This is a genomic window from Nocardia sp. NPDC004151 (genome assembly GCF_042874235.1).
GTDB lineage: Bacteria > Actinomycetota > Actinomycetes > Mycobacteriales > Mycobacteriaceae > Nocardia.
Genome location: NZ_JBIAMR010000005.1, coordinates 153,293 through 165,381 on the forward strand (window position 1 = coordinate 153,293; position 12,089 = coordinate 165,381).

The 12,089-nt window shown below is 69.0% G+C and carries 14 protein-coding genes; 5 read left to right on the forward strand and 9 right to left on the reverse strand.

The window, feature by feature from the left end:
- The first annotated feature begins 117 nt into the window (after positions 1 to 117).
- The gene (locus ACFYTS_RS14070; RefSeq protein WP_357277792.1) at positions 118 to 909 is read left to right on the forward strand and encodes a 3-oxo-5-alpha-steroid 4-dehydrogenase; all 792 of its coding nucleotides are present in this window, start codon (positions 118 to 120) and stop codon (positions 907 to 909) included.
- Here ACFYTS_RS14070 and ACFYTS_RS14075 read toward each other — a convergent pair.
- From ACFYTS_RS14075 to ACFYTS_RS14085, 3 genes are all read right to left on the reverse strand, one after another.
- A complete protein-coding gene (locus tag ACFYTS_RS14075) occupies positions 906 to 2,177 on the reverse strand; it encodes a sensor domain-containing diguanylate cyclase (protein ID WP_357277790.1) in 1,272 nt (423 codons plus the stop codon). The genes ACFYTS_RS14070 and ACFYTS_RS14075 overlap by 4 nt on opposite strands.
- 33 nt (positions 2,178 to 2,210) lie before the next feature.
- Positions 2,211 to 3,020 carry an SAM-dependent methyltransferase gene (locus ACFYTS_RS14080; protein ID WP_357277787.1) on the reverse strand — a complete coding sequence of 270 codons (810 nt, stop codon included), beginning with the start codon at positions 3,018 to 3,020 and terminating at the stop codon, positions 2,211 to 2,213.
- A gap of 170 nt (positions 3,021 to 3,190) precedes the next feature.
- On the reverse strand, positions 3,191 to 3,970 hold the full coding sequence (locus ACFYTS_RS14085) for a M50 family metallopeptidase (protein WP_387304139.1): 780 nt from the start codon (positions 3,968 to 3,970) through the stop codon (positions 3,191 to 3,193).
- Positions 3,971 to 4,085: 115 nt separating this feature from the next.
- Between ACFYTS_RS14085 and ACFYTS_RS14090 the strand changes: the two genes are divergently transcribed.
- Entirely contained in the window at positions 4,086 to 4,919 is an 834-nt protein-coding gene (locus ACFYTS_RS14090; protein WP_357277783.1) for an SAM-dependent methyltransferase, read from the forward strand.
- Here ACFYTS_RS14090 and ACFYTS_RS14095 read toward each other — a convergent pair.
- A complete protein-coding gene (locus tag ACFYTS_RS14095; protein ID WP_357277780.1) occupies positions 4,916 to 5,341 on the reverse strand; it encodes an SRPBCC family protein in 426 nt (141 codons plus the stop codon). The genes ACFYTS_RS14090 and ACFYTS_RS14095 overlap by 4 nt on opposite strands.
- A gap of 59 nt (positions 5,342 to 5,400) precedes the next feature.
- On the reverse strand, positions 5,401 to 6,081 hold the full coding sequence (locus tag ACFYTS_RS14100; protein ID WP_387304142.1) for a TetR/AcrR family transcriptional regulator: 681 nt from the start codon (positions 6,079 to 6,081) through the stop codon (positions 5,401 to 5,403).
- A gap of 114 nt (positions 6,082 to 6,195) precedes the next feature.
- Here ACFYTS_RS14100 and ACFYTS_RS14105 point away from each other — a divergent pair, with 114 nt between their 5' ends.
- Both ACFYTS_RS14105 and ACFYTS_RS14110 read left to right on the forward strand, forming a co-directional pair.
- A complete protein-coding gene (locus ACFYTS_RS14105) occupies positions 6,196 to 7,347 on the forward strand; it encodes a lipase family protein (protein ID WP_387304145.1) in 1,152 nt (383 codons plus the stop codon).
- A 205-nt stretch (positions 7,348 to 7,552) separates the two neighbouring features.
- The gene (locus tag ACFYTS_RS14110) at positions 7,553 to 7,939 is read left to right on the forward strand and encodes an anti-sigma factor (protein WP_387304148.1); all 387 of its coding nucleotides are present in this window, start codon (positions 7,553 to 7,555) and stop codon (positions 7,937 to 7,939) included.
- Here ACFYTS_RS14110 and ACFYTS_RS14115 read toward each other — a convergent pair.
- Together ACFYTS_RS14115 and ACFYTS_RS14120 are read right to left on the reverse strand one after the other, a co-directional pair.
- Positions 7,908 to 9,377, reverse strand: a complete 1,470-nt coding sequence (locus tag ACFYTS_RS14115) for a bifunctional phosphatase PAP2/diacylglycerol kinase family protein (RefSeq protein WP_387304151.1) — start codon at positions 9,375 to 9,377, stop codon at positions 7,908 to 7,910. The genes ACFYTS_RS14110 and ACFYTS_RS14115 overlap by 32 nt on opposite strands.
- A 131-nt stretch (positions 9,378 to 9,508) precedes the next feature.
- On the reverse strand, positions 9,509 to 9,664 hold the full coding sequence (locus ACFYTS_RS14120) for a hypothetical protein (protein WP_357277768.1): 156 nt from the start codon (positions 9,662 to 9,664) through the stop codon (positions 9,509 to 9,511).
- Positions 9,665 to 9,898: 234 nt separating this feature from the next.
- On the opposite strand from ACFYTS_RS14120, the gene ACFYTS_RS14125 reads away from it, so the two are divergent.
- Positions 9,899 to 10,669 (forward strand): RNA polymerase sigma factor SigF, encoded by a 771-nt coding sequence (locus ACFYTS_RS14125; RefSeq protein WP_357277765.1) that lies wholly within the window; start codon positions 9,899 to 9,901, stop codon positions 10,667 to 10,669.
- Positions 10,670 to 10,692: 23 nt separating this feature from the next.
- On the opposite strand, the gene ACFYTS_RS14130 is transcribed toward ACFYTS_RS14125, so the two are convergent.
- Together ACFYTS_RS14130 and ACFYTS_RS14135 are read right to left on the reverse strand one after the other, a co-directional pair.
- On the reverse strand, positions 10,693 to 11,115 hold the full coding sequence (locus ACFYTS_RS14130; protein ID WP_357277763.1) for a hypothetical protein: 423 nt from the start codon (positions 11,113 to 11,115) through the stop codon (positions 10,693 to 10,695).
- Between the two features lie 34 nt (positions 11,116 to 11,149).
- Positions 11,150 to 12,064, reverse strand: a complete 915-nt coding sequence (locus tag ACFYTS_RS14135; protein WP_387304155.1) for a DoxX family protein — start codon at positions 12,062 to 12,064, stop codon at positions 11,150 to 11,152.
- Positions 12,065 to 12,089 lie beyond the last annotated feature (25 nt).

Consider the following 12,089-nt stretch of genomic DNA (forward strand, 5'->3'; position numbering starts at 1 on the left):
TCCCTCCGGGGTTCCAGCCAACCTACCCGCCGGGCACCGTCCGTGCCCGCCGGTGGGTACCGGTCGAGCTCGGGCTGTGGTAGAACCTGTTCTAGTTTTTCACCTGAAGGGCCACGAATGAACTGGTATACCGGCAATACCGTCTACGACACCGTGCTGACGATCGCATTCGGTTTCGCTGCCTTCGTCCTGATCGGGGGCCTGTTCCAGCAGAGCCCGTACGGTCGGTTCGCCACCGCCAAGCTCGGACTGAACCTGAACCCGAAACTCGGCTGGTGGTTGATGGAGATTCCGGCCACCGTGGTCTTCGCGGTCGCGTACCTGAGCGGGCCGCACCGTTTCGAGCCGACTTCCCTGGTGCTGGCGGCCATCTGGATTCTCCACTACGCCAACCGTGGCTGGTTCTTCCCCCTGTCGATTCGCCAAGTGCCCGGCAAGACCAGCAGTTTCAACATTTCGGTGCTCGGCATGGGCATGTTCGTCACCGCCATGCACGGCTACCTCAACGGCGCGCTGTTCAGCCACGACTACTTCGGCCAGTACGGCACCGGCTGGCTGACCGACCCGCGCTTCATCATCGGATTGGTCATCTACCTCTGCGGTTTCGCGCTGCTCACCAGTTCCGAGTGGATCGTGCGAAATCTTCGCGACAAGAACAATCCGGGCGCAACGGAATACAAGATTCCGTTCGGTCTGGGCTTCCGATTCGTCACCAGCCCGACCTATCTCGGCGAGCTCATCGCCTGGGCCGGGTTCGCCATCCTCACCTGGGCGCTGCCGGGCGTGGTCATCTTCCTGATCACCTTCGGCAACCTGGTGCCGCGCGCCTTCGCCACCCACACCTGGTACCGCGAGAAGTTCTCCGACTACCCGGCCGAGCGAAAGGCCCTGGTGCCGTTCGTGATCTAGCGACCGTGCCGCAGCGCCTTGTCGCGGTACATGGCGGTGTCCACGGCGTGCATGAGCTCGTCGATCGCGGTGGAGTCGGTATCCACCAGCGCGGTTCCGATACTCGCGCCCACCCGCACCGACAGTCCCGCCACATCGAACGGGTCGGCGAGCGCGGCCAGCAGGTCCCCGGACACCGAGTCCAATTCCTCCGGGCCCGAGCAGCTTTCGACCAGCACGATGAACTCGTCGCCGCCCAGCCGGGCCGCCACCCCGTGCGGCGGCGCGGCCTGGCGCAGCCGCTGGGCCACCTCGCACAGCACCTGATCGCCCGCGGTGTGGCCGCGGCGGTCGTTGACCTCCTTGAAGCCGTCCAGGTCCAGGTAGCAGACGCCCACCTGGCCGGTGGCGGCCGCGAGCCGGTCGAAGAACAGCAGCCGGTTCGGCAGGCCGGTCAGCGAGTCGTGGTGGGCGTCGTACCAGAGCCGGTCGGCCAGTTCCTTGCGGTCGGTGACGTCGACGGTGACGCCGACCAGGAAGCGCGGCTTGCCGTCGCTGTCGCGGACCACCGTCATGGACAGGTCGATGATGGTGTGCGAACCGTCGGGTTTGGTGTGTTCGGTCTCGAAGCGGAAGCGGTCGATCTCACCGGACAGTAAACGCTGGAACAGACCGAACGCCTCGCCGATATTGATCGGGCCCAGTATGTCGGCCACCGGGCGGCCCGGCATCTGCCCGGCCGGGACGCCCAGGGTCTCGGCCATGGCGTTGTTGACGTCGACCACCTGCCCGGTGGTGATGTCGACCGTGCCGATGCCGACCGACGCGCCCTCGAAGATGGCCTGGAAGCGGGCTTCGGACAGCTGCCTGCGGGCGTCGGCCTCGCGCGCGGCGGTCAGCGCCGCGGTGAGGGTCGTCTCCTGTTCCGACAACGCCACACTGCGCAGTCCGGCGGTGAACTCGGCCGCGAACTCGGCGGCCAGCTCGATCGCTCGATCGCGCACCGGCCAGTAGTCCGCGCAGCCGGGGTCCGGGCAGGCGTCGGTCACCAGGTCCTTGCACAGCACCAGGACCGACCGGTGCACGGTCAGTGGATCCCGATAGTTGGCGCCCACCAGGGCGCGGGCGGCCTCCCGGGCCACCGACATGTCCTCGGTGCCGCGTACGGCCGCGATCAGCCGGTCGCCGAAACCGTCGAGCAACTGCTCGACCTGCGCCCGGGTGATCGTCGGCGCCACCGCGCCCTCGAGAGCGTCGGCCCATCGGACCGCCAGCTCGTGTGCTCCCACCGCCTACCCCCTGCCCCTGCCTCGTGCCCCTGCTCAGGCCTTGTGGCCCACACCCGCCAGACCGAGCGACCGGCCCGGCGCTTCGTGCTGGTCACGGTCGGATTCCGGCCGCCACAACGGCAATTCCACCACACCGGGCTCGATCGGCTCCCACTTGCCGAACAGGGCCGCGATTTGCTCGCGGGTCCGGAACTGCAGGCCGATCTTGCTGACGTCGCGCGAGTTCTCCACCAGTTTGGCGGCGTCGTCGGGGCGAGTGGCCGAGGTGAGGTGCGACAGGGCCAGGTAGCTACCGGCCGGCACCGCGTCGTAGAGGGCGTCGACCTTGTCGACGGGGGTGTAGTCGTCGCTCATCAGGTGCAGGACCGCGATGAGGAGGACGCCGACCGGTTGGTCGAAATCGATGACGCCGGTCCCGCGGGCCTGGGCCAGCAGCGCGTCGGGCTCGCGCAGATCGGCCTCGATCGCGGCGGTCCGGTCATTGCCCTTCAGGATGGCGCGCGCGTGCGCCACGGCCACGGGGTCGATATCGGCGTAGAGCACCCGGCACTCCGGGTCGATCGCCTGCGCCACCTCGTGCACATTGCCCGCGGTCGGGATGCCCGACCCGATGTCGAGGAACTGCCGCACGCCCTGGTCCACCAGGTACCGCACCGCGCGGCGCAGGAACGCCCGATTGCTCAAGGCCAGTCGCGGCAGGTCCGGGACCAGCGCTTTACCCGCCTCCGCGGCCTGTCGATCGACCTCGAAGTTGTGCGAGCCGCCCAGCAGCGCGTCGTACATGCGCGCCGGGCTGGCCCGGTTCATGTCCACGCCTTCGGGTGCCCATTCCGGTCTGTCCATCCCCAAACCCTCCTAGCCGCAACGGTCGAACGCCCGCCGGTGGTGCGAGCGGGCCGAGATCCGGGCAAATCCGGTGTTTCCGATCACCCGGACGGTGCAAACCGAATGGTAGTCCCCGTTGGCCAGAATCCTTGCAGCGATACCACTCTCGCCCTGAGGTGGGAGAATGCTCACCCGGCGGTTGACGCCGCGCAGGTGCTGTGCGTGAGCGGCGGCACACACACCCCCGACACGTCGGCCAGCAGCAGGCGCGCCCCGAGGACCAGCGAGCACAGCGCAATCGCGCCGAAGGCCAGCACCCACAGCAGACCCGGGATCCTGGTCAGGTGCGCCAGCTGGTCGGCGTCGGAGTTCGGCTCGTGCGCGCGATTGCGCTGCAACTCGACCACCGGGCGCACCGCGGCCAGCAGCAGGAACCAGGACGCCGCGTACGCCAGCGCCGCCTGGGTGGTGTCACTGCCGAACCAGGACACCGCGAACACCGCGCCGCCGGTCACCAGCAGCGACAGCAGGCCGTACCAGTTGCGGATCTTGAGCAGCAGCACGAGTAGCAGCGCGATGGTCAGCCACAGCATGAGGGTGATGCGGTGCGCGCCCAGCAGCGCGGCGTAGGCCAGCCCCAGCAGCGCGGGCGCGGGATACCCGGCCGCCATGGTCAGGATCATGCCGAGCCCATAGGGTTTCCCGCTCGACACGGTGAGTCCCGAAGTGTCGGAATGCAATCGGATGCCGTTGAGGCGGCGGCCGGTCAGCAGTGCGGTGAACGCGTGTCCGCCCTCGTGGGCGATGGTGACCGCATTGCGCAGAATGCGCCACGTCGGACGGAACACCACCAGTATCAGCGCCACCACGCCGGTGCCCACCACCAGCTGCCACGGCGGCGGGGTCTGCGTCGTGGACAACCGGTCCACGATGGTGCTGCCGCGCTGAACGAATTCCGCTGTATCCACGGCCGCACCCTACCGATTCGGCGCGGACCCGGCGATCCGGTCCCAAATCATCGCGTATGCGACAGACTTGCTGTGGGCCGGGGCCGGAGTGAATCGATTGTCAGGGGAGCGTGAGATGTCCGAGTCAGTGCAGAGTTACCCGAGTGCGGCACCGGTTGGGGTGGACACCACACGCGCCAGCATCGCCCGTGTCTACGACGCCGCGTTGAACGGCAAGGACAATTTCGAAGTCGACCGCGCGGTCCTGGACCAAGTGCGCGAGGTCGCGCCCGGGGTCGCCGAATTGGCCTGGGCGAACCGGGATTTCCTGATCCGCGTATGCCGCTTCCTGGCCAAGGAAGCGGGCATCGACCAGTATCTGGACCTCGGTTCGGGCCTGCCCACCGCCGAGAACACCCACCAGGTCGTGCAGCGCGTGGACCCGGGTGCCTCGGTGGTCTACGTGGACAACGACCCCATGGTGCTGGCGCACGCGCGCGCCCTGCTGGCGGGCAATCCGCGCACCACCATCGTCGAGGCCGACATCTTCCGTCCGTTCGAGGTGGTCAAACATCCCGAAGTCCGTGAGGAACTGGACTTCAGCCGTCCGATCGCGCTGTTCCAGATCGGCACCCTCCATCACTACGCCGCCGACGATGTCGCCGCCGTCATGCGCAGCTACCTGGACGTGCTGCCCTCCGGCTCGTATGTGGCCATCGCCCACTTCCTCGACCCGGAGACCGCCGAATACAGCGACCTGGCGCGCAAGATGGAGGAGAAGTTCGTGCACAGCCCCATGGGCTCGGGCCGCTTCCGCACCCGCGACGAGATCCAGGCCCTGTTCGGCAATCTCACCATGATCGAACCCGGCCTGGTCCTGTGCGACGAATGGTGGCCCGACGGCCCGCAGCTCACGCCGCTGAGCTCGGTCCGCCACTGCATCGCCGGCGGCGTCGGCTTCAAGCCCTAGACGGTCGAGAGGCGGTCGGCGAGGATGCCCGCGCGGGCCAGCTGGACCTTGCGGGCCTGGCCGGAGGCGAAGGCCATGAGGCCGAACGGGGTTCGCAGGCGCAGCTCGTCGTCGACGCGGGTGCCCTCGGCGGTCGGGGTGAGGTCGAAGCGGTAGCCCATGCGGACGCCGCCGGGGCTGTCGACCTCGCCCCACACCGCGCTGCCGGGGGTGCCGAGCAGGGCGACGCGAATGCGGTTGTCGTGCTTCAGGCCCAGGAAGCGGAAGCGTTCGACGGCGAGGTAGGAGCCCTCCTGGACGTCCTCGACGGCGACGACCAGCGGGGAGAGGCCGATGTAGTTCTCGGGCCGGATCAGGTGGTCGTAGACGGCCTCGGGGGAGGCGGGGACGGTGAAGGTGTTACGGATGATCTTTTCCGGCATGCCCGCACTCTAGCGGTCACCCGCGGCGGGGGATCGGGGCCGGAACCGGTCGTGCGGCATCACGATTCGGCGGGGCCGGTCTGGGCCAGCAGGCCGTCGACGCAGGCTCGCAGGCCCTGGCCGTAGGTGTCGCGGGCGGCGAGGGCGGGCCAGCGTTCGCCGATCGCGGCCAGGCGGGGAACGCGGTCGGGGTCGAGATCGCCGAAGGCGGTTCGGCCGGAAGCGGCGGGGCTGCCGCGGCGCTGGGAGTGGGTGCGGACCAGGATCTCGCCGACGGTGTAGTACCAGATCGAGCGGAAGATGTAGGCGGCCTGCTCGGGAGTGCGGCCGCTGGATTCGGCGGCCGCGAGGATGGATTCGACGGTCCACAGCGCGGATTCGTCGAGCAGCCCGACGAAACCGTCCACGGTGAGGACTTCCGCGGCCCAGGGCCAGCTCGCCAGCAGGTCGTGCATGGCGGTGGCGGCCGCGACGATCCGGTCGCGTGGATCCGGGGGCAGCTCCAGGCGTTCGGTTTGCTCGGCGTAGTGGTTGAGCAGCAGGACCAGCAGATCCTCCTTGTCCTGGACGTGGCGGTAGACCGTGGTCGCGCCGATTCCGGCCTCGGCGGCCAGGCCGCGAATGGTGAGCCGCTCCCAGCCGTCGCGGTCGATCAACCGGCGGGCCGCGGTCAGGATCTCCGTGCGGGACGTGACGGGCGGTCGGCCGGTGCGGCCGGAGGAGGCGGTCGGTCGGGGCATGTCTGCCATCATGCCCTGTTCCGCTCTCGACAGCGTGACCTGCGGATGCTACTTTCGGAACGTGTTCGCAAAGTCATCGGCGAGCGTCGGCGACTCATCTCGGAGGAGCTTCCCGTGCGATACCTGATCCTGGCGGCGATCGCCGCCCTGTCCTCGGCCGCGGCGACCGGATCGGCTGTGGCGCAACCGGACACCGGAGGAGCGCCGGGCGCGGTGGTGTCGTCACGGCCCCTGAACGCCGGCGAGCTGATTCCCGGCGCGGCGAGCGGGTATCGCATCACGTACCGGACGACGGGCCAGAACGGCGAGCCGGAGGTGAGCGGCGGCACGATCTACGTGCCCGAAGGCGCGACCCCGGCGAGTGGTCGGCCGGTGGTGTCGTGGGCCCACGGAACCAGCGGCATGACGGTCGGCTGCGCGCCCACCATCAACGGCGGCATAGCGGACAAGTTCGACGAGACACCGCAGCTGTCAACGTATCTGGCGCACGGCTACGTGGTGGCCGCGAGCGACTACATCGGCCTGGGCGCGGACGGCGTCTATGAATATCTGGCCGGGCGCGCGGCGGGCCACGCGGTTCTCGACATCGTGCGCGCGGGCCACGCCGTGGATGCCGGGCTGTCCGAATCCTTCGTGCTGGCCGGGCATTCCATCGGGGGGCAGTCGGTGCTCGCCGCGGCCGGGATGTCCACGGGCTACGCGCCGGAACTCGATCTGCGCGGCACCCTCGCCTACGCGCCGACCAGCAATGTCGAGGACATCATCGCCCTGCTGAGCCGTCCGGGCGTGCCCGTGCTCCCCGGACTCGACGGCCTGCACGCCCGGCTCGTCATGATCCTCGCGGGCCTCGGCCACGCCCGCCCCGACCTCGGCGTCACCGGCTATCTGTCGCCGCACGGCCACGATGTCCTCGCCATCGCCCGAGCCGGAAACGATTGCGTGAGTTCGCTGGAAGTGGCCGTCGCGGGCAGGTCCGTCGGCGAGCTGTTCACCATATCCCTGCCCGACCCGGTGATTTCGGCGCTGCGCGACTACTTGTCGGTGCCCGCCGTGGGATATCGCGCTCCGGTGGTCCTGCTGCAGGGTGGATCCGACACCGTCCAGCCGGTCCCGACGACCGTGCTGTTGCAGCAGCAGCTCCAATCGGCCGGCACCGACAGTCAACTGGTGCTGCACGCCCCGGCCAACCACTTCACCATCTTGAAGCTCGGCGACCCCGAGGCGCAGACATTCCTGGCGCGCGTGCTCCCGCGTCGTCAATCCTGATCGTCAGGGAGCGAGCGGCGCGAAATTCTTTTCCATCCTGTGACTCTTGTCGGTTTCCCTCCGGCATCATCGGGTAAGCGAACGATGACAGCGAGAAAGATCGCTAATGGGGTGGTGAGTGATGATGGAACCGCCACAAGGTGATGGCAAGTCGCGCATACGCACCGAGAGCTTGGCCCGGGAGTCACCGCCACTGTCGGGTGACGTGGGTGTGCGGGTGCACGCTGACGCCGGGCACCTGGAAATGCTGCGCGCGGTAGCCGAGACCATCATGCTCACAGCCGATTTCACCATCGACGTGGCCATCGATATGCGCGTCGCGCTGGATCAAGTGGCCACTACGCTGATCGTCGCCGCCGTCCCCGGGGCCGTTCTCGACTGCGAATTCCGGTACGACCGGCTGTGCATCCGGATTCGTGTGACATCGGTGGTCGGCAGCGGCGGCGGACTGATCGAGCACAGTTTCGGCTGGCATTTCGTGGAATCCCTGACCGATTCGATCACGGTGGATGCCGACGAATTCGACGTAGTACAGCGCGGATACCCGGTGGTCGTGGAATTCACCCGGTTCCGAGGCGCGCAGCCGGTATGAGGCGATAGACCGTGAGGCGCCCGGCCACCGTCATGTGGATCCGGGTGGCCGTGCCGATCACCTCACCGTCGGCGGCGAGGGGTTCGCGGGAGGCGAGCCGGACGGTCAGCTCGGGTCGGCGGCATTCGCCGTAGAGGCGGGTGCGCCCCACGGCGGCGAGCCCGGCCGCCAGCACGATCCGGACACGGGACCACGGCCGGTCGGCGCGGAGCCATCGGACGTCGAGCAGCCCCGCGGCGAGATGGTCGCGAACGGCCGGGGTGGAACGCCGCGGATGATAGGAACCGTTGCCGAAGAACAGGACCCACACCCGACGGCGGTCGCCGTCGACCTCCACCGTGAGGGGCCGGGCCCGGCGCACCGCGGCCACCGACGCGGTCGCGAAGGCGAGCCGCCGCCCCCATCGCGGCCGCCATTTCCGCCGCAGCCGCACCATCTCCGGGTAGGCGCCCACACTCGCCACGTTGAGCACGTGCCGGGTGCGCTGTCCGTCCTCGTCGTCGAAGCGGACGCGCGCGACGTCGACGTCCACGGCATCGCCGGATTCGACGGCCGCGGCCGCCTCGGCCGTGTCGCGGACACCCAGATCGCGGGCGAAATGATTGCGCGTGCCCGTGGGAAACACCGCCAGTGGCAGACCACGCCGCAGGGCGACCGTGGCCGCCGCCGCGAGCGTGCCGTCGCCGCCCGCGACACCCAGTGCCGTCGGCCGCGGAGTGCAGGCGCGGAACGCCAGTTCCAGTCGCCGGGCGGGATCATCGCCCTGGTCGGTGCGGACCAGGGTCGCCGCCGGCAACAGCGTCGCGAGCTCCTCGCAGGGATCGACAGAAGGATCACCCGCGACAGGGTTGACCAGCACCAGCAGACCGTGCCCGGCGGGCAGCGCGGGCGTGCCCTGATGCCGCTCGCGGGCGGTGGCCCGAACCGGGGCCGGCCACCAGTGCCGGGTGGTCAGGGCGACGGCCGAACCGATCAGCGCGCCCGCGAGCGCATCACTGCCCCAGTGCACGCCGGTGTGCACCCGCGAGTAGGCGACGAGCCCCGCCAGCGGGATGAGACCCGCTGCGGCCCGCGGACTTTCGACCGCGACCGCCGTGGCGAAGGCCGCCGCCGCGGCACTGTGGCCCGAGGGGAACGATGACGAGGCGGGCCGCGGGGCCGATCGCCGATGCGCCGGCAGCAGGTCGGCGGCCGGCCGGCGGCGCGCGATGATCGGCTTGAGACCACCGTTCACGATCGCCTCCGTGGCGGTGAGGGCGGCGACGCCGCGGATCGCGGCCCGCCGGTGCTCGCCGCCGCGGGTTCCCAGCGCGAGTGCGATGACCAGCCAGAGGGCGCCGAAATCAGCGGTGCGGGTCAGCCGCAGCAGGCCCGAATCCAGCGGGGAGGCGGGCAGGCGGGCGACGGCGGCGGTGAGGGCTCGGTCGACGCTGCCCACGCGCTGGAACCGTCGCGCGAGGCCGGTCGTCGGGTACGACAATGGCCCAGCGGACGAATCCGCTGGGCTCACGGTGATGTGTCGGATGAAATGCACGCTGATGCAGGGGAGTTCACCGAGGATGGCCGGGACTACCAGTAATGAGCGCGTCCGCCGATCGGGCGTCCGGCCGCGCCGAGCAGCCAGGCGACCGCGCCGACCACCATCAGGATGACCCCGATGGTGGTGAGGATCGAGAGGCCGAAGATAATTCCCAGGATCAGCAATACGAGGCCCAGGATGATCATGGTTATTCCTTTGCGAAGATGGTTGTGATAATCCCGCAGTTCCCGCAGATCCGGCCGTCAAACGTGCTGAAAAACTGGCGTGATGCGCCCGTTTTCGAGATTCATACTGTGGCAATACGTCTCTGACCAGGTCTATCAGGGAGGTTGTGGTGAACGCCGTGAAAAGATGTTCCCCCGGCGCCCGGTTTGGGTACACCATTGTTATGCAGTTCAGCCGAATACGGGGTGATTCCGATGACGGGTGACAGCTATGACGATATCGAGCCGCTGTTGAAACAGCTTGCCGTCGCCGTGGAAAACGATGCTCCCGAGCGAAAGGCATTGCGCGAGGAGGCGATCGATCGGTGCCTGCCACTGGCCGACCACATCGCGCGCAAATTCTCCGGTCGCGGAGAGGCGTTCGAGGATTTGGTGCAGGTGGCCCGGCTCGGGCTGGTGCAATCCATCGACCGGTTCGACGTCGAGCGCGGGTCGCGGTTCCTGTCCTTCGCGGTGCCCACCATCATGGGTGAGGTCAGACGCTATTTCCGGGACAGCACCTGGGCCGTGCGCGTACCGCGCCGGGTCAAGGAGACCCAGATCCGACTGGGCGCCGCCGTCGAAACCCTCGCCCAGCGCCTGGGCCGCATGCCCAAGGCGCGCGAACTGGCCGCCGAACTGAAGGTGGACCAGTCCGAACTGACCCAGGCCTTGCTGGCCTCCAACGCCTACCAGAGCTCCTCGCTGGAAGCCGCGTGCCCCGACGACGGGGAGAACACGCCGCTGGCCATGCTGGACGCGCTGGGGGCCGAAGAGACCGGCTACGAATACGTCGACCAGTACCTTGCCGTCGGCCCGCTGATCGCGGAACTGCCCGAGCGGGAGCGGCGCGTGCTGACCATGCGCTTCTTCGACTCGATGACCCAGTACCAGATCGCGCAGCGGCTGGGGGTCTCGCAGATGCAGGTGTCGCGCATCCTGGCGAAGACCCTCGGCCGGCTACGCGCCGAGGCGCTGGCCATCTGAGCGCCGAGGCGCGGGCCATCTGATCAGAATCCCGCCAGGCCCGAGGCCAGATCCGGCATCCGGATCGCCTGCACCGCCGCGTCCCGCACATCCGGGCACGCGGCGGTGGTGGTCTGGTCGATGACCGAGCGATTGCGCATCACGGCGATGTTCACGCCATTGTTGCGCAACGCCCAATCCTGCACGGTGACATTGAATTTCAGCCGCGCCTCGATGGGATCCTCCGCGCGCCACTTCTCGACCTCGGGTCGGATCATGTCGCACAACTGCTTGGCGGCGTTCGCGGAGATGGTCGGCGATCCGGAGTCCTTCGGCGATCCGGAGTCCTGATGCGGCGAACCGGTTCCCGGCACGCCGGGCTCGGTGCTGTTCGAGCAGCCCACGGCGAGCGCGGCCGCCGTCACGACCACGCCCAGCCAGCGGGCGAGTGAATGCTGAGATGCCATGACGGCGGGCTCCTTCCAGTGCGCCCGGTCGCTGTCAGTGTGCCCGGTCGGCGGCGGTGCGGGCCGCGTCCGCGAGCCGCTCACCGCGCCGCTTGGCCTTCGCGGCGAGGTGACCGCCCTGATCGCGGGCGGTGTCGAGAAGCTGGCCGCCGCGATCGGCGGCGACGTCGCCCCATTGTGCGCCCAGTTCCCTGGCCGAATCGGTCAGCTGAGCGCCGCGATGCTGCACGACATCGGCCAGTCGTTCACCGCGATCGTGCAGTGCCGCAACGAGTTCGGGTCCGTGTTCGCGAGCGGATTCCGCGAGCTGTGTGCCGCGGTGCTGGGCGATATCGGCCAGTCGCTCGCCGCGGTCGTGCAGTGCCGCGGCCAGTTCGGGTCCGCGTTCGCGGGCGGTCTCCGCCAGGTGTTCACCGCGGGTTCGCACCGCCGCGGCGAGTTCGGGTCCGTGGACCTTCGCGGCGTCGGCGAGCCGGTTGGGGGCGGAGTCGTCGGCCTGGAGCTTCTCCAGGGCCCGGCGGCCACGCCAGCCGAGTGAGGGTTTGCCTTGCCGGTCGGTCGAGGCGATGAGCAACCCGCCGAGCAGGCTCACATCCTTGAGCAGCGCGTTGCGTCGGGCCGAACGCCGTTCGGGGTCCTCCTCGGTCCAGAACCCCGGTTCGGTCAGGGCCGACGGGATCACGGTCGCGGCGAGCACGGCGGTGGACAACCGGGGCAACTTGCCCAGGGCCAGCAGCGCACCGCCGCCGACACGGACCGCCGCGTTGATCCGGACCAGCGTGGCCGGATCGTCGGGCAGATAGGCCGCGAGCTTGGCCGGCAACCGCTGCTCGCCCCGCCGCACCGCCTCGGTCGCGGTCTTGATCCGGGAATCGGGATGGGTGAGCGTGTCGATTCCGTCGGCGACGAAAGCGGTCGCCAGCAGGGGGTGGGCAATACGTCGCAGCATGGTGATTCCTTTCCGGAAGGCTGTC